The sequence below is a fragment of the Pontibacter roseus DSM 17521 genome, assembly GCF_000373265.1.
In the GTDB taxonomy this organism is placed as follows: domain Bacteria; phylum Bacteroidota; class Bacteroidia; order Cytophagales; family Hymenobacteraceae; genus Pontibacter; species Pontibacter roseus.
On the sequence record NZ_KB890761.1, the window covers coordinates 126,396 to 151,852 of the forward strand.

Sequence of the window (25,457 nt, forward strand, 5' to 3'; positions counted from 1 at the left end):
GATATACCTGCTCGCCCTTCTGATGTTAGCACCGCGCCATGCTTATTCTATGTTAATCCGCTTGCGGTTGTCTGTCTGGGTGTCTTCCTTCTTCGGAACGGTTATTTTCAGCACTCCCTCCTCGTAGCGTGCTTTTATGTCATCTGCATTCACAGCATCCGGCAGGCGGAACGAACGGCTGAAAGAGCTGTAATTATACTCTCGCCGGGTATAGTTTTCCTCCTCCTGCGTTGTGTTCTCCTCTTTCTGGCTACTGATGGTCAGCATGCCCTCTGCTATATCAATGTTGAAATCATCCTTGGCCATACCTGGGGCGGCCAGTTCAATCGTAAAGTCCCGCTCGTTCTCGCGTATGTTGGTGGCCGGCATGTTCCGCATGAGCTGGCGCCCTATCTGGGCAGGCATCCGGAACAGGTCATTTTCGAAAAAGCGGTCAACATCGCTAAAGAAATCGGTAAAGAAAGACTTGGGAGCAAGGCTTTCGCCTCCACGCTCTCTCCTCATTGGCTTCATAGTATTACCTCCTTTCATTTGGTTTAACAAAAATGCACTATCCTCGGCGTGCTTTCGGACACCGCCTTCCTATTTTTCTACGACTTGATTTAGTTATAGTTTAACCTTATATTTAAAAACAAAAAGACAAGCAAAGGCAGCAGGATGCCCTCACTCGTCTTTTGTTCAACAACCGTTTGTTTTCAATCAGCCTTCACATGCGCCCCGTCATCAGGCGGGACAGATGCTGGCTGAGATGTAGTTTTTACAGGTGGCAATTCGTTTTCATAGCTTGGAAAGCGAAAGAATGTTTACATAGCTTGGAAAGAGGTGCGGTATCAGTGTAACAAAGATTACCAAGTATAGCTTGGCTTTCAAGGATAGTTTGCATAAAAAAGTAACTTGTAAATTTGGTGCAAAACCTCACACAGGACCGTATTAAACTTGCCCTAGGCGACTTAACAAGCATAACACCTCTCGCCATACCTAAAAAAAGTAACAACACCATACCTTATCGCGTGGCAATTAGGAAAGAATGCCTCAGCAGGCATCGGGCATCTTAGCAGGCGAATTGATAGCAAAATAATAGCAGGTATTCTATATTTGAGAGCGAAAGGCGCTGCCCCTTTCCTAATCCATATGGCTAAGAACAGAAGGAAATTCACCCAATGCCCCAATTGCGGCTATACCTTCGAAGAGGTTAACAACTACTGCCCCAACTGCGGCCAGGAAAACCATGACCTGAACGTGCCTGTGAAGCACCTGGCGGAGGAGTTTCTGGAAAGCACGCTGCACTACGACACCAAGTTCTGGAAAACGCTCAAGTACCTGCTGTTCTGCCCGGGCCTGCTGACGGAGAAGTTCAACCTGGGCAAGCGTGCATCCTATGTTCCGCCTTTCCGCCTGTATGTGTTTGTCAGCATCGTCTTCTTCACGGTTCTGGCGCTTCTCGCAGGCAACAGTCTGAAAATCTCCCCAAAACAAGACGTTCAGGCAGAAGTTGCAAAAACAGACCCAAAGGCCGCGGCCGCACTGCACGAAGCCGACTCACTGAGGACTGCCACCCTCAACCGCCTGGGTCAGAGCATAAGCCCGCAGAACTCCCAAGGCGAATTTGGCCAGGAGCTTTCGGCGAAGTTCCAACGCTTCACACAAAACGAAGAGCAAGCCCGGCAAAAGCTGTTCAAGAACATTTCCTTCATGATGTTCATCCTGATGCCTTTCTTCGGCTTCATTCTATACCTGTTCTACCGCAGGCAGGGACGCAACTACGTCGAGCACCTCATGTTCTCTGTCCATTTCCATACCTTCTTTTTTCTGCTGACCATAGCAGGACTGGCCGTAGATTTCTTCTTCGAAGGGTTTGACATGCCGCTATGGGTCTTTTTGATATCCATCGTCTATCTGTTTCTTGCCCTGCGCCGCGTCTACAAAGAATCGTACCTGTCTACATTCATCAAGCTCATCCCACTCGGCATCACATACCTTTTCACGCTGACAATCTTCTTTCTGAGTACTGTCGCCGTGAGCGTGTGGCTGAGCTGATTCCAATTTCATAAACAACCTATACCTATGCCAACCACTACCTGGGACAAACTTATCTCGAAGAAGCGCTTCGAAACGACGGACACGAAATACATCACCGACGAATCGGTGCGGGGCGAATTCCAGCGCGACTACGACCGCATCGTGTTCTCCTCTGCGTTCCGGCGCCTGCAGAACAAGACCCAGGTAATGCCCATGCCCGAGAGCGACTTCGTGCACACCCGCCTCACCCACAGCCTGGAGACCTCAGTGGTAGGCCGCTCCCTGGGCCGCATTGTGGGCAAGAGCATACTGGAGCGCCACCCCGAACTCATGGGTGAGAAAAACATACAGGAGGCGGATTTCGGCGATGTTGTGGCGGCCGCCTGCCTGGCGCACGACATCGGCAATCCCCCCTTCGGCCATTCCGGCGAGGACGCCATCTCCGCCTATTTTCTGAGCGAGGAGGCGCAGCCTTTCCTTACCAACCTGACGGAGACGCAAAAGGCAGATTTGCAGAAGTTTGAAGGTAACGCGGCCGGCTTCCGGGTGCTCACCTATACCTATCCGGCGCACTGCAACCTGCCCGGCGGACTTAGCCTCACCTATACCACGCTGGCCACTTTCACGAAATACCCCAAGGAGTCGCTGCCCGTCATCCCAAACACCAAAAGCACGAGCGAGAAGAAGTATGGCTTTTTTCAGACGGAGAAGGCTTGGTTCAACACCATTGCGCAGGAACTGGGGCTGCTGAAGAAAGGAGAGACAGGAGAGGTATTCTACCACCGCCATCCGCTGGCGTTCCTGGTAGAGGCCGCCGACGACATCTGCTACCGCATCATCGACTTTGAAGACGGCCTCCGGCTGGGACTCGTGCCGCAGGAACAGGGCCTGCGCCTGCTGCGCCAAATCCTCAACGACGCCCCCGACCGTGTGTCTAGCCTCACCTTCTATGACTGGAAAGAGGAAATAGGCTACCTGCGGGCGCGCATCATCGGCAAGCTCATCCACGAGACGACGCAGATATTCCTGCAGCATGAGCCTGAGATGCTGGCCGGCACCTATGACAAGCCCCTGGTGAACGAGCTTTCCTGCAAGCCCGTACTCGATGAAATCAAGGACCTGTCTATCTCGCTCATTTACCGCAACAGGCCGGTGCTGGAGATAGAGGCGGCTGGTTTCGAAGTGCTGGGAGGCCTGCTGGACGCCTGCATGAAAGCCGCTTTCAGGAAAGAGTCAAAGCACCACCGCAAACTCGCCGACCTGATACCGCCGCAGTACCTGCAGCTCCCGGAGGGCGCTTCAGACTACGAGCGCATCATCCACATCACCGACTACGTCACCAGTCTCACCGACCAGGCCGCATTGGGGCTATACCGGAAAATAAAAGGAATTGAATTGCCGCGGATGTACTAACCCACGCTGTAAGCCGGCTCAGGTATAGCAGTACAGAAGAAGAGGGGGCGCAGCTAAAAATAGCTGCGCCCCCTCTTTGATTTGAAATATTTGGCACGACCCGCGTCGGTACATTAACTTCAAGTTAATGGTCATCAAAACAGACTCCCCTGCACCGCCTGCACATACTTCTTAGGGAGTTTCAAATCCAGGCCGCCTAGCTTGTTGAGCTTCTCCATCAGGTAGGTGGCTAATTGTGGCGAGGTGGTGTTATCCGGTTCGTGCACGAAAAAGTAGAGCTGCTGCAGTCCCGCGTCGAGCCATACCTTGATTCTGTTCACCCAGTCGTCAATGCGGGTATAGTCGGTGGGATGCAGGCCGTTGCCAACAAACCGTACCATGGCGGTGGGCGTGGTCAGTCGCATGTGCAGCACGTCGCGGCGGCCTGCAACATCCGTGAGCACAGTGCCCACCCGGTACTTCTCCAGCACCTCAAACAGCTCCAGCGAGGCCACGTTATCCACATACCAATCCGGGTGGCGCAGCTCCACAGCCAGCGGCACACTCTCAGGTATGTACTGCACGAATTTCTCCAAATCTTTTAGCTGATTCGGGCCGAAATAGGGCGGCAGTTGCAGGAAAGAGCATCCCAGCTTATCCTCCAGTCCGGCAATGGCCTCGCAGAAGGTGGCTGTCATGTCGAGCGAACTCACAAGTGGACCTTCGTGGCTGATGAGCTGGGGAAACTTGGGGCAGAAGGCAAATCCATGCGGCACTGCCTGCCGCCAACGCTCTATAGTGTCCGGGCCCGGTATGTGGTAATGCGTGCTGTTTAACTCGATGGTGTTGAACTGCTTGCCATACCACAGCAACGACTCCTTCTCTTTCATACCTGTCGGATAGTACTCTCCCACCCAGGCCTTGTTCACCCACACCGGCAATCCAACGTATACCCTCGGCCGCTCTCCTGCTCCGGATTTATGCCTGACTAGAAGGGGCAGCGTGTCCGGGTGGTCGGGCGGCAGAGAGAAGTCAACCTGGCTTATATCCGAAAGCTTTCCAAAATCCATGGCACTATGTTTTTATAGAATATACGCTAACGAAGAAGATTCGGCCTCAACAAAATATCCTGCCAAAAGTTCCCGTTATGGCTTCAGTGATTGACTTCATAAACAAAAATATTTCAAAGTCAACTAAAATAGCTCAATCGCTATAAATATATATGAAAATATGCCCATACGAATCAATAAAGACGTTTTTATCATTACATGACTTATAGCGATTTTGTGAGGCGGCGTGTATCCCCCTACATCCATTTGCGTGGCAGCGCGTATAAGCCCTCATTTGAAAACTTTTCCGTATCTTTGCGGATTCACCAACCAAAAACTATATGAAGAACGATAGAAAGTGCATTCTCCTAACCGTAATCATTTTTCTATTTATCGGAGTTAGTCATCCAACTTTCGCACAAGGCAACGATAAGACACAGGTCGGTTCCGCCTCTTGGTATGGCAGTAAGTACCACGGCAGAAAGACCAGCAGCGGCGAGCGCTACAACAAGAACGACATGACCGCCGCCCACAAAACCCTTCCATTCGGCACCAAGGTAAAGGTCACCAATCCCGCTAACGACGAGTCCGTCATCCTCCGCATCAACGACCGTGGCCCTTTTGTGGGCAACCGCATTATTGATGTATCGGAGGCCGCCGCCCGCAAACTCGACATACATGAGGAAGGCGTGGCCCGGGTAAAGGTAGAGGTTATAGAAGAGCCAGGCAAAGCCGCGACAGCCTCCACCGGTGGCGCCAAGGCAGCAAGCTATACCATTGAAACCGGCGCCTATACTGACCACCAGCGCGCCTACGCACTCAGCCAGAAACTGAAAGCCTTCGACAAGCACCTCCCGCTGGAGATTGTGGAAGAGCGTGTCAGAGGAAGGAAAGTGGTGCGCGTCAAAGCCGGCAAGTTCCAGGACAAGCGCGAGGCGGAAGCCTTCAATGAGCTGCTGGCAGAGGATGGCCTGGCAGGCAAGGTAAGCGAAGCCTAAGGAGACTATACATTTACGGATAAAGCAGAAGCGGGAGGCCCATGATAAGCCTCCCGCTTCTGCTTTATCCGATTTCATGCGGCGCAGTGAGTGCTGGTTCACTGGTTTGGCCTTTGCCGAGGATTCCTACTCCTTCCTCCGCAGGTATATGTCGTTGCTGATACTCTCCAGTTTGATAGCCGACCCTCCGCCGCCCACGTTCCCTATCAGCTCATAGCCTACCATGGGAGCCTCCTGCTTTTTGCCAGCCAGGTCAATGTCCAAATCAGAGTACACTTCGCCAGTGATGGTTTTCAGGGCCACTGCAGCCCCTTTGTTAGCTGACCAGTTCATGTCCACGAACCCGCTGATGGACTTGGCACTTACCGGGCCGGTTAAGCCCCTCAACTCTATATTACCGTTAATCGTCTCGACTGTCAGGTCGGCGTTGGCGGGCACAAAAATCTCGTAGTTGATATCTGCACAGGTAAAGTTGCGGGTTCCGTCGTTGTCAGAGATATTGATGGATTGATTGCTGCCCGGACAGTCTGCTGCCTGACCTTTCTTTGTCAGTTCCTGATCCAGGTCTACCAGCACCCGGGCACTGTTGTTGTCGCTCTCAAACTTCAGCTGCAGTGCGTCATTCAGTTTGCCGCTGTTTATCTGGTAGGTGACTTTGATGGAGGCTTCCTTCTTGTCCCAGGCAGTGATTTTGATGTTATCTCCGAATTTAAGCTGCAGGACCACTTTCTTGTTGGCCGGCACCTCCAACGTTTTCTCTACTGTTTTGCTCTGGGCCTGCACGCCTGTTGCCATCACCAGCCACAGCAAGGCCATTGTCCATATCTTCTTCATAGTCAGGATAAGTTTATATGATTACCAAGTCTCTTTATTTGCTTTTGCGGATATACATATCGCCGCTGATGGTGTACAGGTTCATCTCCACGCCACCGCCGTTGGTCTTGCCTTCAATGTTGTTGCCCCCCGTCACGCGAGGCAGGTTGCTTTTGGAGTCTTTGGCGATGTTCATGTCAAAGTCTGAATAGATTTCGCCCTGTATGGTCTTCAGCTTGAAGTCGGCCTTCGTGTTGGACGGCAGGTGGATGTCCACGGTGCCGGCTACCGTGGAGATGGCGCTGGGCTTGGATTGGTTCAGGCTGGCGAACTTGATGACCATGTCGCTGCTGGTGGCATTCGCTACCACAGGACCTGTGATATTGGTGAGCGTGGCGTTGCCGTTGTTGAGTTTCAGTTCTATCTCGCCCGCCACATCGTTTATACTTAAGTCACCACCGGTCCAGTTCGTCTCTTCGAACCTTACCGAGGCATTTTTAGGAACTCGGATGGTATAGTTGCCATCCTGCCTGGAGGCCTTGGTGATGGTGAGCGTGTTTTTGTCTTTTGCCACGGACAGGCCCATACCTGTGTTATCCTCTGCCTGGTTGTAGAGGGGTTTCAACCCAGCGGCACGGGCAGGCGGAGCAGTATAGCTACTGGCCTCTATGACCACCTCGTCGGAGTTATGCCCTACCACTTTCACATCGCTGTTATGCATCAGGATGATGACTTGGTTGCCCTTGCTGTTGCCCAGCTTATTTTTGTAGACGAGTGGTTTGTTTTGTGATGCCTCCATTGGTTCGGCAAAGCCAAACTGTATTGGATTAGGTCCATTGTTGCCTACATGCGCAAGCACAGGCGTGGTGCCGAGCAGGAGACAAGCTGCTGCTACTAGTGTTAGTCTTTTCATATTGCTTATTTGCTATTGTTGATGTGAAATGCTTTATATCAGTATACCCAGGCCTTCAGCGGCTTTGTCTTTCACGATGGGCAGCAGGTCTTTCCGCTGGGTCAGGTCCTCCAGCTCGCCGATGGCCTCCTTCTCTTTGATGCTTACCAGCATGTCAATCAGGGTCAGCTGCATCAGCGGGTCCGTCTGGCGCCTTAAGGACGTCACCAGGGCCTGGCGCACTTCTTTTTTATGATGGAACCGGTAGAGCGCCTCCGAGGCTGCCACCCGCACGTTCACGTTCGGGTCCTCGTTCATGGTGGTAATCAACACCTGGATTATCCCATCTGGCTGCTCGGCACCGAACTCCTGGCTCACTAGCTGGATGCGCTCGCTTGCCGAGGCACCCGAAGCCAGCGCCCGTTTCATCTCCTGCACTTCCTCCCGCAGGGCGGCCAGTTCTGCATTTGGCTCTGTCGCCGTGCCCTGGTCATACTGCCTGCCAACCCAAAAGGCCCCCAAGACGAGCAGGATGCCCGCCGCCACGCGCCAATAGGAAGCGAGTCCCTGCACTACCGGGAAGAACAGTTGTTTCGCTCGCGGCTCCTGCTGCTCTATCTTTTCGAAAAGCCAGTCATCCGATAAGGCATCATCCGGCTGCTCTTCCTGCTGCTTGGCGTAGTATCGAAAGGGGGCGGCTTGTGCCTTCAAGTGCTCCGGCAACTCCGCAGGGTCGTTGAAAAACGCCTGCAGCTGCTTTTCCTCGGCTAAGTCCGTTTCGCCTTCGTAATACTTTTGCAGCAGCTCTTCTATGTTATCCGACTTCATAATTCTCTAGTTTTAGATAGCCGTCGCGCACGCTTTTGCGGGCTCTCGAAAGTATCACCCGCAGGTTGTTCACCGTTAGGTTCGTAATCTGTTCTATTTCTTCAAAGGAATAGCCTTCCACGTCACGCAGGTGCAGCACCAGCTTTTGCTGCTCGGGCAGGGCCGCCAGCAGCATGTTCACCTTGCTCATGCTATCTGCCAGCTCCGAGTGCTGGTAAGGGGTCGCGTCTCCTGAGCGTATGTCCATGTCCGCCACATCCACCATCTGCTTCCGTTTGCGCGACTTCAATTTATCGAGGCACAGGTTCTTGGTAATGCTCATGGCGAAGGCCTCTATGCTGTTGTAAGCGTGCAGTTTGTCCTTCTGCGTCCAGAGTTTCAGGAATACATCCTGCAGCATGTCCTCTGCTTCTTCCTTGTCGTGAAGCAGGAACAGCGCCAGCCGATACAGCTTTTGCTTGGCAGGGAGCACCTTGGTTTTAAACTCTTGAAGTTCCATTCATTAGAAGAGACGACGTGGGCAGGGAAACATTACAGCATATTATCAAAAATATTCCGGGGGATGGGTATAGCGTCCACTGTTTCTGGCAGGCGCTTTTTTTGGTCAGCCTCTCACCCCCTGGACTGCCCTTTCCTGATGGCTGCCAACAATGCTTTCGCCTGCTTATTGGCTGGCTCCAGTTGAATGGCTTTCTCCAGTATAGCCTTCGCTTTTTGGGGTTCTTTGCTGAGTAGGTGGGCCTGTGCCAAGCCGAGCATCGGCCACACGGCTTCTTTGTGCAAGGTGCCCATGTACCCGTACCAGCCTGCCGCCTCCTCGGCTTTTTCAAGGTGCAGCAGGTATGCGCCGAACTCCTTTTCTACGGGCTCTACCATCTCCTGGTCTGTGCGGGGGTCCAGCGCGAACCGTGCGTATACCCACAAGGCCTGGTCGAAGCCTGCCCGCTCGTATACCTGCTGTATCGTTTTGGTTATTGATGTCTCAAGCGGCATGTCCAGGACGGCCTCCAGGGCAGGGTCTCTTCCTTTCAGGTAGTCTCCTGAGGTATAGGCGACAGGTATGTCCGGTGCTGTCCACGGCCGCTTCTCGTCTCCGTTCCAGTCGCGCCAGTAGATGGTGGAGACCCGCACCGTCAGCTTGCTGTTCGGCAGCTGCATTTTCCTGGAGTCGCCGTAGGCACTGGGGGAGGAACCGGATGGCTCGCCTACAAATAGGGTATTGGTATAATATTCTAAATCATTGGCCAGCATCTGGGCCGCCGAGAAGGTTTCCCTGCCAATGAGCGTGTACAGGCCGCCGAACTGGTTGATGCGGGCGGAACGTGCCAGGGCCAGCACGATGGGGCGGTTGAAGGAGTTGCTGCCGCCCGGATTGTGCCGCAGGTCGAGCACCAGTTTCTTCACCTGCCCTCCCGCCACGATGCGCTCTATCTTCGCCACAAAGGCAGCCACCGACTCCTCTTCTTTGTTGTAGAGTTCGTTCACCTGCACGTACAGCGTCTGCTCCTCCTCCAACACATGCAGCCAATATTTGTTCTTGAGGTTCCGCTGGCTCAAAGGCGGCTCGATACCCAGTGCTTCCGGGGCACCTACAAAGTACTGCTTTTTAAACAATGGAATCGGAGACAGCACGATGTCTTCCACCGCTCCTTCCCGTGTCTTTATCTTGAATGTCACCTGCTCCACATCATCGGCTATACCTAGCGCCGCTAAAAATTCAGGCACTACCAGAAAAGTGGGCGCCAGCAGTTTGAAACCCATCTCGTTGTCATAATGCGTCACGGGGCGCACCTTCTCCAGGGCCTCGGCGGCGGGTGTGGCACCTATCTGCAGCACCTGCGCCCCCACCAGGTATAGCATTTCCGGTGTGGTTTCTTTGATGAACAACCCATCGTCGAACAAGGCCAGCTTCACGGGCAGATGGTTCAGGTATAGGCTCGAATCGGCAGGGGGCGGCGTGGTGGAATGGGCGCGGCTGTAGGCTACTGCCGCATCCTGTGGCAAGGTGAGGCGGGTATGGCCGTCGCCTATCATCGCGACCAGGCCGGCGAGGCCAACGATAATTTCATGGTCCTGCAGCTGGGGCACCCGGGTATGCAGCACCGCCACAGCACTGTCAAATGCCTGCCGCGACACCTTGTTGAAAGGCTCCCGGTGCATTTTGGGCAGCTGTTCCGCCAGGGCTGTCACATCTGCTTGCCACTGTGCCACGCTGAGCACTTTCGGTTGGGCCTGCAGCAGGCCTTGGGAGAGCAGCAACAAGAAGCCGGTCAGGAATAGAATCTTCATAGTGGTATAGGCTAGGTAAAGGTAATGTTTGGGAAGTGCCGCAGTCCCCTTCCATTACAGAGACGACTAAGGTGCGGAAACATTACAGCGCCTGGCCCGTCCTTTTTCCAACACCTGATTGTTGCCCCCATGTCGCCATCTGAAGCTCCTGCTAGTAGAGCAGAAGCCGCAGTTAATCGATTAAAATGCATTAACAGGCCGTAAACTGCTTTCAGAGCTTTGATTTGAATGAGCAATTGCCTAAACTTAGTTACCTAAAACCAACCTTATCTAAACCTTAACTGAAAGAACTTTGAAACGACGTCATTTTATCGAGCTATCGGCGCTGGGATTTGGCGGGCTCATGATGCCCTCCATACCTGTGTTCGGCGATATCATCTCCCCGGAGAGAGCGCTGGAGCAGGTAGACCCAGCCCTGAAAAAGCGGCTGGCTGATGTAGCCCTGAATACAGCCAAGTCAAGCGGTGCCTCTTATGCCGATGTGCGCATAGGCCGCTACCTGCAGCAGTATGTGTTCACGCGCGAGAAGCAGGTGCAGAACATCGTGAACGCGGAGTCTTACGGCGTGGGCGTGCGGGTGCTGGCCAACGGCACCTGGGGCTTTGCCGCCACATCCGATGTCACAGACAAAGGTATAGCCAAGGCGACCAACGAGGCCGTGGCCATTGCCAAGGCCAACGCCAAGCTGCAGAAGGAGCCGGTGAGGCTGGCTCCTGTCAAGAGCTACGGCGAGGTAAGCTGGAAAACGCCCATCGAGAAGAACGCCTTTGAAGTGCCTATCAACGAGAAGGCCGACCTCCTGCTGGCCGCTAACGCGAAGGCAATGGAAAACGGGGCTAACTTCGTCAACTCCGCCCTCTTCCAGATAAACGAACAGAAATACTTCGCCTCCACCGACGGTTCCTACATCGACCAGGACATCCACCGCATCTGGCCAAACTTCACGGTGACGGCCGTGGACAAAGCCTCTGGCAAGTTCAGGACCCGCGAGGCGCTAAGCGCTCCTATGGGCATGGGCTACGAATACATGATTCCAAAAGCTGGAGAGAAGATGACAGGCCCTGCGGGCACCGGCCTGATGGGCTACCGCTACGCCTACGACATGCTCGAAGACGCCGCCCTGGCCGCCAAGCAGGCCAAGGAAAAGCTGACCGCTAAATCCGTGGCTGCCGGCAAGTATGACCTCATACTGGACCCGAACCACCTCGGCCTGACTATACACGAATCGGTGGGGCACCCGCTGGAACTGGACCGCGTGCTGGGTTACGAAGCCAACTACGCCGGCACTTCCTTCGCCACACTGGATAAGTGGAAGTCGAAGAACTTCAAGTATGGTTCTGATAAAGTACACATCTTCGCGGACAAGACCCAAAAAGGCTCGCTTGGCCTGGTGGGATGGGACGATGAAGGCGTGAAGACGAAACAGTGGGACCTGATAAAGGACGGCGTGCTGGTGAACTACCAGGCCATCCGCGACCAGGCGCACATCATCAATGAGCCGGAGTCGCATGGCTGCGCCTACGCCGACAACTGGAGCTCGGTGCAGTTCCAGCGTATGCCGAACGTATCGCTGGCCCCGGGCAAGCAGAAGATGAATGTGGACCAGCTCATCAGCGGCGTGGACAAAGGCATCTACATTGCCGGCCGTGGTTCTTACTCCATTGACCAGCAGCGCTACAACTTCCAGTTCGGCGGCACGGTGTTCTATGAAATCAGCAAGGGCAAGATTGTAGGTATGCTGGAGGACGTGGCCTACCAGAGCAACACACAGGAGTTCTGGAACTCCTGCGCCGGCTCCTGCGACGAAAGCGACTACCGCCTGTTCGGTTCGTTCTTCGACGGCAAGGGCCAGCCAAGCCAGGTGAGTGCGGTGTCGCACGGCTCGGCCCACACCCGCTTCAACGGCGTGAACGTGATTAATACGGCTAGGAAAATCTAGTGCGAGTCACGAGTTCTGAGTTCTGAGTCTTGAGTTATACCTGGTAATATGGCTGAGAGTATCGTTGCTGCCAAGTCTTATGGTTTTGCTTTGCGTGTAATAAAACTTTACAAACACCTCACACAGGACCAACGTGAGTTTGTGCTAGCAAAGCAGGTACTACGAAGCGGGACATCTATTGGAGCTAATGTAGAGGAGGCTTTAGGCGGACAAAGCAAAGCTGACTTCAGACATAAGTTAAGTATAGCTTTAAAAGAAGCGCGAGAAACTAGCTACTGGCTGCGCCTTCTCAAAGATTCAGAGTTTATCAAGCCAGACGCCTTCAAAAGTATACATGGTGAATGCGATGAATTAATAAGAATGCTGAAAAGCATCATCCTGACTTCCCAGCAAAAAGAGAATAACTCAGAATTCAGAACTCGAGACTCAGAACTGAACAAGTAATCCAGTTTGAAATTAAAACAAGAAGCTAAAGAAAATGGCAATATATACAAGAGAACAAGCCGAGGCCCTGCTGAAAAAAGCCCTGGCTTACTCAAAGGCCGATGAGTGTGAGGTAACGCTCAGCGGTACTATCGGCGGCAACATCCGCTATGCCCGAAACGAGGTGTCTACCAGCGGGGCAGACGAAAACGTGGCGATGTCGGTCGAGTCGCGGTTTGGCAAGCGCTCCGGCGTGGCTACCATCAACGAGTTCGATGACGCCTCCCTGGAAAAGGTGATACGCCGTGCCGAGGAGATTGCGCGCATCGCACCGGAGAGCCCGGAGTACGTGCCCATGCTCGGTCCACAGAAATATGTCACCACCAAAGCGCACTTCGATTCCACGGCCAAGATTGACCCAGCCTACCGGGCGGACGCCGCCGCCAAGAGCATAAAAGCTGCCGCCGACAAAGGCCTGACGGCCGCAGGCTTCCTGGAGCACGCTACCAGCTTCATCTCCCGGCTCAACTCCAAAGGGCTGTTCGCCTACCACCCGTCCACCGTGGTAGACTTCTCTGTGACCATGCGTACCGAGGATGGAACAGGCTCTGGCTATGTGACTCAGGACTTCAGCGACGCCAGCAAGCTCGACACCGGCAGCGCCTCCCAGATAGCGGCCAGCAAAGCGGTGAACTCCCGCAACGCCAAAGCCCTTGAGCCAGGCAAGTACACGGTAATCCTAGAGCCAGCCGCTTCTATTGACTTGCTGCGCAACATGTTCAACAACATGGACCAGCGCAACGCCGAAGAAGGCCGCAGCTTCCTGAGCAAGCCGGGCGGCAAGACTAAACTGGGTGAGAAACTGGTGGATGAGCGCATCACAGTATACTCCGACCCGGCCCATCCTGAGATTCCGACAGCGCCCTTCGCAGGCGACGGGCGCCCGCGCGAGAAGACGACCTGGATTGAGAAGGGCGTCATCAAAAACCTGTACAACTCCCGCTTCTGGGCCGAGAAAACCGGCGCGAAATCTATCCCTAACCCAGGTGGCGTGGTGATGGAAGGCGGCAACGCTTCGCTAGAAGACATGATTAAGAACACGAAACGCGGCATCCTGGTGACGCGCCTGTGGTACATCCGCTCCGTGGATCCGCAGACGCTGCTCTACACCGGCCTCACCCGCGACGGTACCTTCTACATCGAGAACGGCAAAATCCAGTACCCGGTGAAGAACTTCCGCTTCAACGAGAGCCCCATCATCATGCTCAACAACCTGGAGGCGCTGGGCCGTCCGCAGCGTATTGGCGGCAACCTGGTTCCGCCGATGAAAATCCGCGACTTCACCTTCACCAGCTTGTCTGACGCGGTGTAGTCAGCTAACTTATACCTTGAATGCCGTATGCAGCGCTTTGTGTACGGCATTCCTTTTACAAATAACCCGAGACTCAGGACTCACAACACAGAACTCAAAATTGCAACCCTTCACCTTCGTACGACTGCAGTACCGCTCCGGCAACTGGGATACCGACCCACGTATGCCAAGCAACCTGCTGCACTCGCTCATTGAGTATACCACAGTAAAGGTGAACGAGCAGGAGAAGGTGATACCGCTGGATAGCGCAGAGCTGTTCAACTACCCCTTCAGCTACATGAGCGGCCACCGGCTGGTGCAGTTCAACCAGAAGGAGCGGCAGAACTTTGAGACCTATGTGCGCAATGGCGGCTTCGTGTTCGTGGACGATTGCAACCACGACATCGACGGGCTCTTTGCCAGGTCTTTTGAGGAGCAGATGAAGCAGATATTCGGGCCGAGTGCCTTGAAGAAGATTCCCAACAACCACAAGGTATACCGCAGCTTCTTCACCTTCGACGACGGTCCACCCACGACTTCCTTCGAGCTAAATGGCTGGGGCGACGATTTGGTGCACGACTATCTGAAGGCGGTTGAAATAAACGGCAGAATCGGGGTACTCTACAGCAACAAAGACTACGGCTGCGAATGGGACTACGACTTCCGGAACAAGCGCTGGCTGGCAGAGGATAATACCAAGTTTGGAGTGAATATAATAATGTACGCCTTGACGAGTTAATATATTAGCAATGCTTAATATATACCGTACAAAATATACTCTATGAAAAAGAAATCGCTCTTCTTCCTCCTTCTTCTACTCGCTTTCGGGCAGGTATATGGTCAGCAGGACAGGAAGGTTGAAAACGCTGCTGCCTTTACCCAGCTCTACGGCTATGTGCGCTACTTCCACCCAAGTGACGAAGCCGCCGCTATCGACTGGGACCGCTTCGCCATCTATGGCAGCAAACAGATAGCGGGCTGCAAAAGCCCGGAGGAATTAAGAGCTACACTTACTGCCCTGTTCCAACCCATCGCCCCGACGGTGAAGGTATGCCTGGAGAACGAGGAGGTGAAGTTCGATGCGGCAGACATCACGCCACCTAGCCTTAAGAAATATAAAACCATTGCCTGGCAGCATCAAGGTATGGGGCAAGGCGGCAAGAACAGCCCCTACAAAAGCCTGCGCCTCAACAGGCCTGTGCTATACAAAACATCTTCCGCCCAGTTCGGACCAATTATGAAAGCTATAACGGCTTCTGAGTATCAGGGCAAGGAGTTCATATTCACAGGCAAAGTGAAACGGGCTACAGGCTCAGGAACAGGCCACCTGTGGGTAAGAGTAGATAAAACAAACAAGTCCACAGGGTTCTTCGACAACATGGGAGGCCGCTCCATCCAATCAGACCAATGGGCGACTTATGAAATCAAAGGCAAAGTAGACAAAGGGGCTGATAAAATAGTGGTTGGCGCCTTTTTGATGGGCGAGGGAGAGCTGTGGCTGGATGACATGAGCCTCAAGGTTAACGATAACGGCAACTGGAAAGAAATATACAACGAGCAGTTTACAGGCGAAAAGGAAGGTATAGCTGATAAGATACTTTCTAGTGGCTTAAGCTGGAAGCCTGGCAACGGGTACCTGTTCACGATTCAACAAAACAGCAAGGACGACAAATGGCTATCTGTTAAAAGCGAAGAGGCCAGCGTTCTAAAAGCAAAGAAGCCTTCGCAGCTTTTCAAACCACATCCCAAGCCAGGGGAATACACAGCCAAAACCTTAGCCGGTGGCTTGAAAGTTGTGGTCCCGTTGGCCCTCTACGGCACCGATGCACAGACTTATCCAGCCTCTGACAAGGCTTTGCTTACGAAGCTTCAGCAAGAACTGGAAGCTATACCTGCCAGCGACATCAACGGGGCCAACCTGTATACCCGTCTTGGTAGCACGGCCATTACCTGGAACATATTCCAGCATTTCTACCCATACTTCGACATCGTCAAAACAGACTGGGACCAGGACCTGCACCAGGCACTGGCCAGCGCCTATACCGACCAAACGGCGACCGATTTCCAGAAAACGCTGCAACTGCTTACCGCCAAACTAAAAGACGGGCACGTGTGGGTTACTACCTCTGAGAGCAAAGCCACTCACCTGCCACCAATCGCCTGGGAATGGGTAGAGAATAAACTGGTCATCACGGCGGTGTATGACGAAGCTATACCTTTGGCCAAAGGCGACATTGTAACCAGCATAGACGGCACGACGCCAGAGGCTTATTTCGAAAACCTGCACCAGTACATATCGGCTGCCACCCCAGGCTGGCTCAACCACAGAGCAAAATCAGAATCGCTATTGGGTGAGCCTGAATCAACGTTGCACCTGACCGTGCTCCAAGCAGACAACTCTACAGCGGACCTGCAACTCAAGAGAACATTCTCCCACAACCAGGTCCGTGCAGCTATACCTTCCACAGAGAATATCAGGTCTGTCGCTGAGGGTGTAACGTATGTGAACATCGGCAAAGCACCCATGAAAGACATTCAGGCAGCCATGCCGGCTTTGCAGCAGAGCAAGGCTATCATCTGCGATTTACGGGGCTACCCGAACGGTAATCACGAGCTCATACAGTATCTGTTGCCAGCAAAAGACACGTCGTCGCAGTGGATGCAGACCCCACACATCATCTACCCCGACCAGGAAAAAGTGGTAGGGTACAGGAAGTCGAGCTGGGGCTTGAGGCCGAAGTCGCCACGCCTGACGGCTAAAGTAATTTTCCTGATTGATGGGCAGGCCATCAGCTACGCCGAGAGTTATATGAGCTTTATCGAGCACTATAAACTCGCTACCATCGTAGGGCAACCCACGGCGGGCACCAACGGGAATGTCAATCCCTTCACACTGCCGGGCGGGTACAGGATTTCCTGGACAGGTATGAAAGTACAGAAACACGATGGCTCGCAACTGCATGGCGTGGGCATCCTACCGGATGTGTATGTCGAGAAGACTATACAAGGCGTGCGCGAGGGCCGCGATGAGTTTCTGGAGAAAGCAATCCAATTGGCAGGCGAAGCACTTTAAAGCATGATTTCTAACGTGACGGAACAAGACATACAGAACCTCCTCGGCAAGCTGCCGCAGCTCAAGCAGGAGATACAGAAGATAATCGTAGGGCAGGAGGAAGTGCTTGACGAGGTGCTCATCACGCTGCTGGCCGGCGGACACGGCTTGCTGGAGGGCGTCCCCGGGCTAGCGAAGACCTTGCTGGTACGTACTTTGGCCAGCGCCATGGACCTGGGCTTCCGCCGGATTCAGTTCACGCCGGACCTGATGCCGACTGACATACTCGGGACTGAGGTGCTGGAGGAGGACCACGCCACCGGCAAGCGCTTCTTCAAGTTCAACGAAGGGCCCATCTTCTCCAACATCGTACTGGCCGACGAGATAAACCGTACACCGCCCAAAACACAGGCGGCGCTGCTGGAGGCCATGCAGGAGCACGAGGTGACCTACGCGGGCAAGACCTACCTGCTGCCGCGTCCGTTTTTTCTGCTGGCCACCCAAAACCCGATTGAGCAGGCAGGCACCTACCCACTGCCCGAGGCACAACTCGACCGCTTCCTGCTCTACATCAAGATAAAGTACCCCACAGAGTTGGAGGAACTCAACATACTCACCAGCACCACCGGCACCCGGCAGGCGCAGGTATACCCGGCCATCACCGGTGAGGAGATTCTGCAACTGCGGCAACTGGTACGGGAGGTCAGCATCAGCGACGACCTGCTGACTTACGTAAACCATCTGGTACGCACCACCCGCCCCGACACGACAACCGTAGACTTCATCAAGAGCTACGTGCGCTGGGGAGCCGGGCCGAGGGCAGGGCAGGCGCTCATCCTGACGGCCAAGGCGAGGGCACTGCTGCACGGCCGCTTCGCCGTGACCGCTGCCGATGTCCAGACCATGGCCTTCCCGGTGTTGCGCCATCGCATCCTGGTGAACTTCACAGCGGAGGCTGAGCGCATCACCCCAGACAAGGTAGTAGAAGAACTGCTGCAGGCGATTCAGCTGCCAAAGCAGGTACTAGTGTAACCTATGAAAACAAAAATATAGCTTGTGCGAGAAGAGGTAGATACAGTCAAGATTTCGGATGCGCAGATAAAGATTCTGCGCAGCATCCTGGGCGAGCGGATATATTTTTTCTACTCCGATAAGCTGCAGGTGGAGGAGGCAAACGGTCGTTTCCTTTTCTGGGCGAGCGGTTTCGCCCTGGCTTTGTCTACCATCAACAGCATACCCGGCAGGTTCAGAACCTACATCAACATCAGCGCCGACTACAGGATTTCGTCGCAGGAAGCCACCACTTACTACGAGTTTGAGGTGAATGTGAGCAGCGCGCCGCTGTGGCAGGAGGGGGCATTGCAGTTCAGCAAACTCTCCAGCCTGCGCATCTTCTCCGACCCCATCCTGATGATTGAGATTTACCAGAACTGCAGCAACGCCGGCGAGAAAACCGTGCTGCACGACTGCGCCATGGTGTTCTACTCCCACGGCCGGAAGATTCTGCTGCAGGCGAGGCAGGAGCTGATTGGCGGCGTGGACGTCATACTGGACGAGGCCTTTATCGAGTCCCAAATCAAGAAACTGAAACTCCGCTATACCCTTGTCTAAAGAGAAGTTCATTGACCCGAAAGTACTCGCCACCATCAAAGACCTGCCGCTACTGGCCAAAACTGTGGTGGAGGGGTTCCTGAGTGGGCAGAACCAAAGCTTGCGGCGCGGGGCGGGGCTGGAGTTCAGCCAGTACCGCAGCTACCAGCCCGGCGATGACCTGCGCCAGCTCGACTGGAAGATGTTCGCCCGATCGGACCGCTACTACATCCGGGAGGCGGAGGTGGACACCAACATCACTGTGCGCTTCATTTTAGATGCCAGCGCCTCAATGGGGCACGAGGATATGAACGGTCTGAGCAAGCTGGACTACGCGCGTTTCCTGGTCGCTTCATTGGCCTACCTGGCCACCACGCAGGGCGATGCCGTGGGTCTGTACGTGCTGCACGAGACGCAGCTCATCAATCTGACGCCGCGCTCAGACAACATGCACCTGCAGCGCTTCTGGCATCAGCTCACGGAGGTAAAGCCGAAAGGCAGGTTCCCGGATGCTGAAACCGCTGCCAACCTGTTTTCGGATCGAAGGCAGAAGGAGCTGACCGTGTTTGTTACAGACCTGTACGAATACGAGGATGAGATAAAAGACCTGCTCTACAAGCTGGGCGCGCAGCGGCATGAGCTGCTGCTGTTTCACCTGATGAGCCGCAACGAACTCGACTTCCGCTTTGACGGTACCCTGACCTTTGAGGACCTGGAAACAGGAGAAACCATGCAGGTAGGCACAGCCGAGCAGCGCAGAACCTACCTGACCAAACTGAAGGAGTGGCTACAGCAGACCGAGAAAGACATGCGCAACCGCCAAATCGCCTACGACCGCTTCGCCACCGACGAGCCGCTGGACAAAGCCCTCCGGACGTTTTTGAAGAATAGGCTGGTGTATGGGTGATGGTTGGATTGTTATACCTCTTTTTTGTCATTCCGACGAAAGAAGGAATCTTATATAAACAACCTGCTTTAACAGACTCCTCCTTTCGTCGGAATGATAGAAATAACTTTCTAACATATTAATTTTATAACTTCTCAACTCCCAAACTCCTAAACTTGAATCTCCTCTCCCCCATATGGCTTTTTGCGTCGTCGGCGATATTGGTACCGATTGCGATACACCTGTGGAACAAGCGGCAGGGGAAGACGGTGAAGGTAGGCAGCCTTCGCTGGCTGGAGCCGTCGGCGAGCAGGCGCTGGAGCAGCATCAAGCTAAGCGATGTGTGGCTGCTCGTGTTGCGCTGTTGCATCCTGATACTATTGGCGGTGGCGCTGGCAAAGCCAGTCTGGGAAGGCGGAAGCGTGAAAAAGCAGGCAAACAAAGCTGTATTTATCAGTCCGGAGGTACTGCATAGCACGGCCCTTGGCTCTATCAAACCAACGGTAGACGCACTGCTGCACCGGGGCTATACCTTACACCGCTACGACGCCAACTTCAGCCCTATACCTGCGGAGCAATGGCAGGCGCTCAGTAGCAATCCGACAGACTCCGTGATTCGCAGCGGTAACCACTGGGGCCTGCTGCCCGCACTGGCGCAACGGTACAACCGGATGCAGGACAGCGTTTGGCTCTTTATCTCCGACCAACAGCGCCATTTCGTAGGTGCACCGGCCCCGCTGCAGGAAAACATCCGATGGATACCGGTTGCCCTGGAAGCCTCCACCACCTGGGTACAGGCCGCCTACGCCACTTCCTCTGACAGCATCCTGTTCGTACTCGGCCACAGCACCCGCGAAGGCACTACGTTCAGCCGCACCAGCGCCTTTTTTAGGAGCCAAGGTATAGACCTGGATGGTCTGCAGGTGCGTCTCGCAACGCAAAGCGACAGCCTCTGGGCCACCTGGGGCAACAGCGACCAGGAGCGGGTGCTGGTTCTCCAAAAGCCGCTGCACATAGATATAGCCCATGAAAAAGCACAGCAGCCGGAAGTACGGTACTTGCAGGCAGCCATTCAAGCCATCAGCAACTACACAGGTATACCAATCGAAACCAGACAGCTTTCCACAACTGCCCAGCCCGATTCTATACCCAACTGGCTGTTCTGGTTGAGCAGTGCGGATGTGCCGCCGGCGTGGCTGGAGCAGGTGCAGGAAAAAGGAGCCAATCTGTGGGTGCAGCCGGGCGCCGAGCCGGCAGCCACCCGCACACAGCTGACTACGGCAGGTACAGAGAAAATCCGGGTTCACCAACTTTCGGCAAAAAACAGTGCATCAACTGACGCAAGCCAGGTATGGCAGTCTACCACAGCAGAAACTTTGCTCAGCAAACAGCCGATGGGCCGTGGCAGCGTCTACTATTTCCGGAGCGGTTTTAGTCCAGCGTGGAGCCAACTCGGTCAGAGCGTACAGTTCCCTGAACTGCTGCTGCCTTTATTGTTGCCTCAGCCAACCGCCAGCGCCTACGATGCCCGCGCGCTCGACGAAGAACAGCTGAAACCTCTCATACTGCCGGTGGGTGAGCAGGAAACGAGAGAAGAACCGCCCATGAGCCTGATGCCCTGGGTGATTTTACTGGCTTTTCTCTTATTTCTAGTAGAGCGATTCATAACCACGAAACGAGTAACCGCCTAATGTCCACACCAGACAGCCTCCATACCTTGCAGCGCATCCGCCGGCAGTACGTCCGGCAGAAGGTGTTGCTGTATGCCCTGCAGGCATTGGCGGTGGTGGCGCTTGGTTTTGCCATATTGTATAAATGGCAGGTAGAGGTACCAGTATTGGCTGCCTTGGCACTTGCACTCATACTGGGTGCCATCGTATATTTTGCCAGGGCCTGGAAAAGCATACAAAAGACAGACCTGCGGCAGGTGGCGCGCCATCTCAACCGCAACTACCCGCAGCTCGAGGACAGCGCTGAGTTCCTGCTTCGTCCCACAACGGAACTCAACCTGCTGGAGCGCCTGCAGCAGCAGAAGGTGGCGGCTAATATCCAGTCTGCTATACCTGCAACGCAACAGGTGTTCTATCTGAAAAGGAACCCAACGCTCGCTGCCTTAGGTATAGCCTTGCTGATAGCCACAGGCATCGTCTTCCTGCCTGCCGCGCCGCTAGCCAGTACCACACCTCCGGAACAGGTGCAGCTCGAGTTCCCGGACACTCCCCAGGAGGTGGCCGATACTGCCGTCTCCGTTCAAGAAATCGACATCACCATCACTCCGCCCTCCTATACCGGCAAAAAATCCTACAAAGCCGACCAGCCAAACCTGCGCGTGGAGCAGGGGGCAACCGTCAGCTGGCGCATCCGGACCAACAGGCCCGCCAGAACCCTGCAGCTGGTCCTCAATGAGGAGAAACCTATCGCCGTGAAAGCCAGCAACGGAAGCTATACCTTGTCGAAGGCTTTCACGGAACCCGCGCTGTACCACATCAATGTCAACGGACAGAAATCGGCTTACTATACACTGGAAATCATACCCGACGAAGCCCCTGTCCTGCAGATAAAAAAGCCGGAGCAGTATACCGAGATTCTCTTCGGAGACCCGCAACGGGTGACGCTGCAGGCGCAGCTGTCGGATGACTACGGCCTGCGCGATGCCAACATGATTGCTACCGTAGCCAAGGGTACGGGCGAGGCCGTGAAGTTTAGGGAAGAGAAAATCAGCCTGGGCTTCGGCAAACAGTCGCGTACCTTCAACATCAACAAAACGATTGACCTCCAGAAACTGGGCATGACCTACGGCGATGAGCTCTACTTCTACGTGCAGGCCTGGGACAACCACCGCGGATACACCCGCTCCGAGACGTTCTTTGTGCAGATAGAGGACACGACCATCGTGGAAAGCATGGATGACCTGACAATGGGCGTGAACCCCGTGCCGGAGTACTTCCGCAGCCAGCGCCAGATTATCATCGACACCGAGAAGCTGATTAAAGAACAAAAGTCGCTGAGCCGAGCTGTTTTCGAGGAGCGGGGCAACAACCTGGGTGTGGACCAGAAGCTGCTGCGCCTGCGCTACGGCAAGTTCCTGGGCGAGGAGTTTGAATCCGGTATAGGTCCGGGCGGCGGCATACCCGAAGGTGCGGAAGGCCATGGGGAAGAAGAGCATTTCTCTGGAGACGGCCACGACCACCCGGAGTTCGAGGACCAGAACAGTGCGGAGGCCCTGTTGGACCCCTACCTGCACAAGCACGACCAGGAAGAGGCGGCCACCTTCTTTGAGCCCGCCGTGAAAGCCAAGCTGAAGGGCGCACTGGCACAGATGTGGGAGGCCGAGCTGCGGCTTCGCACCCATCGCCCGAAAGAGGCCCTACCCTACGAATACAAGGCGCTGCGCATGCTCAAGGAGGTGCAGCAAAGCACCCGTGCCTACGCTGCCAAAACAGGTTTCGACCCACCCCCACTCAAGGAACCCGAGAAGCGCATGACCGGCGACCTGAGCAAAATAAAAGCACCGACTGAAAGAAGGACGATAGAAACAGAGACCAAGTTGCCGCAAACCCGGAAGGCACTGCAGTGGCTGGAGCGGCAGAAGCAGGGCGGCAGGTATAGCCAAGCCGATGTGGCGCTGCTGGAGCGGGCTGGGCAGGAAATGGCACAGGAGGCGCTCGCCAAACCAGGCCGCTACCTCCGCGCTATGCAAGACCTGCGCACGCTCATCGCCGACATCCACGCTAATAAAGACCTTTGCACGGAATGCCTAATCACTATAGAACGGGCCTGGACCGAATTGCTACCGCCTGTTGCCCCATCGCCGCAGAAGCAAGGCACTACAAGGAGCAAGCTGGCAAGGGGATACCTGGAGGAGTTAGAAAGGTAGAAAGCTTTCTTAGTTGAGAAGTTTGAAAGGTTTAAGTTAGGAAGGTATCGTCGTGATGGGCAGGCCACTGTCAGTAGGAATAAGCCACAACTGTCCGACTCGTGCACAAAACAACAACCAACTAATAGTCAATAATTTAACAATTAGCAACCAACATCCCACCAGTGCTAGACAAACTTCCATACCTTCCCTGGCTACTTGCCCTCCTGGCGGTAGTGGTGCTCGCATGGCTGGCCTGGCGGCGCCCCAACCGGCGCTGGCTGGTTGTACGGCTGATGGCTAGCGTCGTAGCAGGTATAAGCCTGGTGCTGCTGCTCTTCCCGCCCACCTTCCAGCGTGAACTCGACCCAGGCAAGGCCATTCTGCTCACCGAAGGCTATCATCCGGACACGCTCAGCACATTGCTCCGGCAAATGAAGGCGCAACCGCTGGTCTATACCTACAAAACAGAGGCAGCCAAGGCAGAGGCCGTAGCCGATTTCTATACCTTCCGGCAGGAGCATCCGCAGGTACAGACGGTGCATGTGCTGGGGCATGGGCTGGAGGCGCAGGAGTTGCGAGCGCTGGAGGGCATCCGCCTTATCCCTCATCTTTCTGACCTTCCTGCTGGCGTAGCAACCGTAATTTGGCCTGTCACCTCCACCTTGGGGGAAACCGTCACGGTGGCGGGGCAGTTCAACAACAACCAGAAGGGCAAGCTATACCTGCAGGCGGCCGGCCGGATGCAGGATTCCATTGCCTTGGAAGATGCCGGGCAGCAACCTTTCAAGCTACGCTATAGCCCGAAACAGGAAGGCCGCCATGTCTATACCTTAATCGCCAAATCAGGGGACAGCACAGATACGCTCGGCCAGGTGCCGGTGCAGGTGCTGGCGCATCAGAAACTGGGTGTGCTGCTGGTGGCTTCTTTCCCGGTGTTCGAATTCAAGTTCCTGAAAAACCACCTCGGGCAACTGCAGCACCGGGTGGCGCTGCGCAGCACCGTCAGCAAAGGTATACACCAAAGCGAATGGCTCAACATGCCGCAGACCGATTTAAGTCGCATCACGCCCAAGCTGCTAGAGCGGTTCGATGTAGTCATCACAGAACCCCAGGCTTTACAGGAACTCAGCAGCGCCGAACGGGCTGCGCTGCAGCGGGCCGTCACCGAAGGCGGATTAGGTATCCTGACCCTCGCCGGCGAGCGACCCGCCAATCGCGGCACGGCTTTCTTCACCGGTTTCCAGAGCAAGCGCCTCTCGCAGCAGGACACCCGCACCGCCCGCGCCTCCTGGACGAACGGGGCAACCGTCGCCATACCCGCCTTGCCCTATACCTTGGTAAGCAGCGAAGCAGTCACTGGACTTGTGGAGGAACAAAACAACAACCTGTTGGCTGCCGGCCGAAGAGCTGGCTGGGGCACAGTGGCCCTGACGGTGGTACCACAGACCTTCAGCTGGCAACTGGAAGGCAAACAAAGCACCTACGCCAGCTACTGGGCACACTTGCTCTCTTCTGTCGCCAGGAAAGAGGAGCAGGACAGATTCTGGCAGCTGACATCGCCGCAGGCGCCTCAGGTAAACACGCCCACCACACTCACGCTCACGGATTATACCTTGGATACCCCACAGGCTATACCTGCAGCCACGGTTCGAAGCATAGCCGACACCACCCGGATAGGTATGGCCCTGCAGCAGCATCCGCACCAACCGGAGCGGTTCAGCGGCACCTTCTGGCCCCGCCGCACAGGCTGGCATGTGGTCGAGTCGCCGGGTGTGGAGCCGTTCCATTTCCTGGTGCAGGACAGCGCCGCCTGGCCACACCAGACCATTCAAGCCAGACGGGAGGCTACTTTGCAGTTTGCAAAAAAACAGGACAGAAAGGAAGTCGCCACGGCCACGGCATTCACAGAAGAGCAGGTCCCGGTGATTTGGTTCTTCGTGCTGTTCGTGCTGAGCAGTGGCTTTCTGTGGCTGGAGGAGAAGCTGTAAGGAAGTTCCACCGCTGATGCTGGTTTATGTTATCCTTACATCGAAAGCTGGTATGCCGTTTAACTGTTAGTTAGAGTTTATTTCTACAT

At 54.8% G+C, this 25,457-nt stretch carries 21 protein-coding genes; 14 read left to right on the forward strand and 7 right to left on the reverse strand.

Annotated elements, in window-relative coordinates:
• Nucleotides 1–42: 42 nt before the first annotated feature.
• Entirely contained in the window at nucleotides 43–513 is a 471-nt protein-coding gene (locus tag B051_RS0100570; RefSeq protein WP_245539546.1) for an Hsp20/alpha crystallin family protein, read from the reverse strand.
• 618 nt (nucleotides 514–1,131) lie between these two features.
• Between B051_RS0100570 and B051_RS0100575 the strand changes: the two genes are divergently transcribed.
• Both B051_RS0100575 and dgt read left to right on the forward strand, forming a co-directional pair.
• Nucleotides 1,132–2,037 carry a DUF3667 domain-containing protein gene (locus tag B051_RS0100575; RefSeq protein ID WP_245539547.1) on the forward strand — a complete coding sequence of 302 codons (906 nt, stop codon included), beginning with the start codon at nucleotides 1,132–1,134 and terminating at the stop codon, nucleotides 2,035–2,037.
• Between the two features lie 27 nt (nucleotides 2,038–2,064).
• Nucleotides 2,065–3,432, forward strand: coding sequence for a dGTP triphosphohydrolase (gene dgt / locus B051_RS0100580; RefSeq protein ID WP_018476221.1), 1,368 nt, complete (start codon nucleotides 2,065–2,067; stop codon nucleotides 3,430–3,432).
• Between the two features lie 134 nt (nucleotides 3,433–3,566).
• Here the strand turns inward: dgt and B051_RS0100585 are convergent, their stop codons facing one another.
• Nucleotides 3,567–4,481 carry a DUF72 domain-containing protein gene (locus B051_RS0100585; RefSeq protein ID WP_018476222.1) on the reverse strand — a complete coding sequence of 305 codons (915 nt, stop codon included), beginning with the start codon at nucleotides 4,479–4,481 and terminating at the stop codon, nucleotides 3,567–3,569.
• Between the two features lie 320 nt (nucleotides 4,482–4,801).
• Between B051_RS0100585 and B051_RS0100590 the strand changes: the two genes are divergently transcribed.
• The gene (locus tag B051_RS0100590) at nucleotides 4,802–5,458 is read left to right on the forward strand and encodes a septal ring lytic transglycosylase RlpA family protein (RefSeq protein WP_018476223.1); all 657 of its coding nucleotides are present in this window, start codon (nucleotides 4,802–4,804) and stop codon (nucleotides 5,456–5,458) included.
• A 126-nt stretch (nucleotides 5,459–5,584) separates the two neighbouring features.
• On the opposite strand, the gene B051_RS0100595 is transcribed toward B051_RS0100590, so the two are convergent.
• The 5 genes from B051_RS0100595 to B051_RS0100615 form a co-directional block, all read right to left on the reverse strand.
• Nucleotides 5,585–6,292, reverse strand: a complete 708-nt coding sequence (locus B051_RS0100595) for a DUF4097 family beta strand repeat-containing protein (protein WP_018476224.1) — start codon at nucleotides 6,290–6,292, stop codon at nucleotides 5,585–5,587.
• Nucleotides 6,293–6,326: 34 nt separating this feature from the next.
• Complete coding sequence (locus B051_RS0100600) at nucleotides 6,327–7,184, reverse strand: DUF4097 family beta strand repeat-containing protein (RefSeq protein ID WP_245539548.1); 858 nt, start codon at nucleotides 7,182–7,184, stop codon at nucleotides 6,327–6,329.
• Between the two features lie 33 nt (nucleotides 7,185–7,217).
• Nucleotides 7,218–7,991, reverse strand: a complete 774-nt coding sequence (locus B051_RS0100605; RefSeq protein ID WP_018476226.1) for a HEAT repeat domain-containing protein — start codon at nucleotides 7,989–7,991, stop codon at nucleotides 7,218–7,220.
• A complete protein-coding gene (locus B051_RS0100610; protein WP_018476227.1) occupies nucleotides 7,978–8,490 on the reverse strand; it encodes an RNA polymerase sigma factor in 513 nt (170 codons plus the stop codon). Before B051_RS0100610 ends, B051_RS0100605 begins: the two co-directional genes overlap by 14 nt.
• 113 nt (nucleotides 8,491–8,603) lie before the next feature.
• Nucleotides 8,604–10,280 (reverse strand): S41 family peptidase, encoded by a 1,677-nt coding sequence (locus B051_RS0100615; RefSeq protein WP_018476228.1) that lies wholly within the window; start codon nucleotides 10,278–10,280, stop codon nucleotides 8,604–8,606.
• Nucleotides 10,281–10,572: 292 nt separating this feature from the next.
• On the opposite strand from B051_RS0100615, the gene B051_RS0100620 reads away from it, so the two are divergent.
• From B051_RS0100620 to B051_RS0100670, 11 genes are all read left to right on the forward strand, one after another.
• The gene (locus B051_RS0100620; RefSeq protein WP_026236105.1) at nucleotides 10,573–12,219 is read left to right on the forward strand and encodes a TldD/PmbA family protein; all 1,647 of its coding nucleotides are present in this window, start codon (nucleotides 10,573–10,575) and stop codon (nucleotides 12,217–12,219) included.
• A 48-nt stretch (nucleotides 12,220–12,267) separates the two neighbouring features.
• Nucleotides 12,268–12,663 (forward strand): four helix bundle protein, encoded by a 396-nt coding sequence (locus B051_RS0100625; RefSeq protein WP_018476230.1) that lies wholly within the window; start codon nucleotides 12,268–12,270, stop codon nucleotides 12,661–12,663.
• A 34-nt stretch (nucleotides 12,664–12,697) separates the two neighbouring features.
• The gene (locus B051_RS0100630; RefSeq protein WP_018476231.1) at nucleotides 12,698–14,014 is read left to right on the forward strand and encodes a TldD/PmbA family protein; all 1,317 of its coding nucleotides are present in this window, start codon (nucleotides 12,698–12,700) and stop codon (nucleotides 14,012–14,014) included.
• Nucleotides 14,015–14,114: 100 nt separating this feature from the next.
• Nucleotides 14,115–14,732: a DUF4159 domain-containing protein gene (locus B051_RS0100635; protein ID WP_018476232.1), complete on the forward strand. Its 618-nt coding sequence runs from the start codon at nucleotides 14,115–14,117 to the stop codon at nucleotides 14,730–14,732.
• A 42-nt stretch (nucleotides 14,733–14,774) separates the two neighbouring features.
• On the forward strand, nucleotides 14,775–17,066 hold the full coding sequence (locus tag B051_RS0100640; RefSeq protein WP_018476233.1) for a S41 family peptidase: 2,292 nt from the start codon (nucleotides 14,775–14,777) through the stop codon (nucleotides 17,064–17,066).
• A 3-nt stretch (nucleotides 17,067–17,069) separates the two neighbouring features.
• Nucleotides 17,070–18,077: an AAA family ATPase gene (locus tag B051_RS0100645; protein ID WP_018476234.1), complete on the forward strand. Its 1,008-nt coding sequence runs from the start codon at nucleotides 17,070–17,072 to the stop codon at nucleotides 18,075–18,077.
• 24 nt (nucleotides 18,078–18,101) lie between these two features.
• Nucleotides 18,102–18,656 (forward strand): hypothetical protein, encoded by a 555-nt coding sequence (locus tag B051_RS0100650; RefSeq protein ID WP_018476235.1) that lies wholly within the window; start codon nucleotides 18,102–18,104, stop codon nucleotides 18,654–18,656.
• Nucleotides 18,649–19,542: a DUF58 domain-containing protein gene (locus B051_RS0100655; RefSeq protein WP_018476236.1), complete on the forward strand. Its 894-nt coding sequence runs from the start codon at nucleotides 18,649–18,651 to the stop codon at nucleotides 19,540–19,542. The genes B051_RS0100650 and B051_RS0100655 overlap by 8 nt, the downstream gene beginning before the upstream one ends.
• 155 nt (nucleotides 19,543–19,697) lie before the next feature.
• Nucleotides 19,698–21,212 carry a BatA domain-containing protein gene (locus tag B051_RS0100660; protein WP_071594836.1) on the forward strand — a complete coding sequence of 505 codons (1,515 nt, stop codon included), beginning with the start codon at nucleotides 19,698–19,700 and terminating at the stop codon, nucleotides 21,210–21,212.
• Complete coding sequence (locus tag B051_RS0100665) at nucleotides 21,212–23,398, forward strand: DUF4175 family protein (RefSeq protein ID WP_018476238.1); 2,187 nt, start codon at nucleotides 21,212–21,214, stop codon at nucleotides 23,396–23,398. Before B051_RS0100660 ends, B051_RS0100665 begins: the two co-directional genes overlap by 1 nt.
• 164 nt (nucleotides 23,399–23,562) lie before the next feature.
• Nucleotides 23,563–25,368, forward strand: a complete 1,806-nt coding sequence (locus B051_RS0100670; protein ID WP_018476239.1) for a hypothetical protein — start codon at nucleotides 23,563–23,565, stop codon at nucleotides 25,366–25,368.
• Nucleotides 25,369–25,457 lie beyond the last annotated feature (89 nt).

Coding starts and splice junctions, on each gene's coding strand:
- B051_RS0100570 (WP_245539546.1), bottom strand. CDS start 513: ATGAAGCCAATGAGGAGAGAGCGTGGAGGCGAAAGCCTTGCTCCCAAG.
- B051_RS0100575 (WP_245539547.1), top strand. CDS start 1,132: ATGGCTAAGAACAGAAGGAAATTCACCCAATGCCCCAATTGCGGCTAT.
- dgt (WP_018476221.1), top strand. CDS start 2,065: ATGCCAACCACTACCTGGGACAAACTTATCTCGAAGAAGCGCTTCGAA.
- B051_RS0100585 (WP_018476222.1), bottom strand. CDS start 4,481: ATGGATTTTGGAAAGCTTTCGGATATAAGCCAGGTTGACTTCTCTCTG.
- B051_RS0100590 (WP_018476223.1), top strand. CDS start 4,802: ATGAAGAACGATAGAAAGTGCATTCTCCTAACCGTAATCATTTTTCTA.
- B051_RS0100595 (WP_018476224.1), bottom strand. CDS start 6,292: ATGAAGAAGATATGGACAATGGCCTTGCTGTGGCTGGTGATGGCAACA.
- B051_RS0100600 (WP_245539548.1), bottom strand. CDS start 7,184: ATGAAAAGACTAACACTAGTAGCAGCAGCTTGTCTCCTGCTCGGCACC.
- B051_RS0100605 (WP_018476226.1), bottom strand. CDS start 7,991: ATGAAGTCGGATAACATAGAAGAGCTGCTGCAAAAGTATTACGAAGGC.
- B051_RS0100610 (WP_018476227.1), bottom strand. CDS start 8,490: ATGGAACTTCAAGAGTTTAAAACCAAGGTGCTCCCTGCCAAGCAAAAG.
- B051_RS0100615 (WP_018476228.1), bottom strand. CDS start 10,280: ATGAAGATTCTATTCCTGACCGGCTTCTTGTTGCTGCTCTCCCAAGGC.
- B051_RS0100625 (WP_018476230.1), top strand. CDS start 12,268: ATGGCTGAGAGTATCGTTGCTGCCAAGTCTTATGGTTTTGCTTTGCGT.
- B051_RS0100630 (WP_018476231.1), top strand. CDS start 12,698: ATGGCAATATATACAAGAGAACAAGCCGAGGCCCTGCTGAAAAAAGCC.
- B051_RS0100640 (WP_018476233.1), top strand. CDS start 14,775: ATGAAAAAGAAATCGCTCTTCTTCCTCCTTCTTCTACTCGCTTTCGGG.
- B051_RS0100645 (WP_018476234.1), top strand. CDS start 17,070: ATGATTTCTAACGTGACGGAACAAGACATACAGAACCTCCTCGGCAAG.
- B051_RS0100665 (WP_018476238.1), top strand. CDS start 21,212: ATGTCCACACCAGACAGCCTCCATACCTTGCAGCGCATCCGCCGGCAG.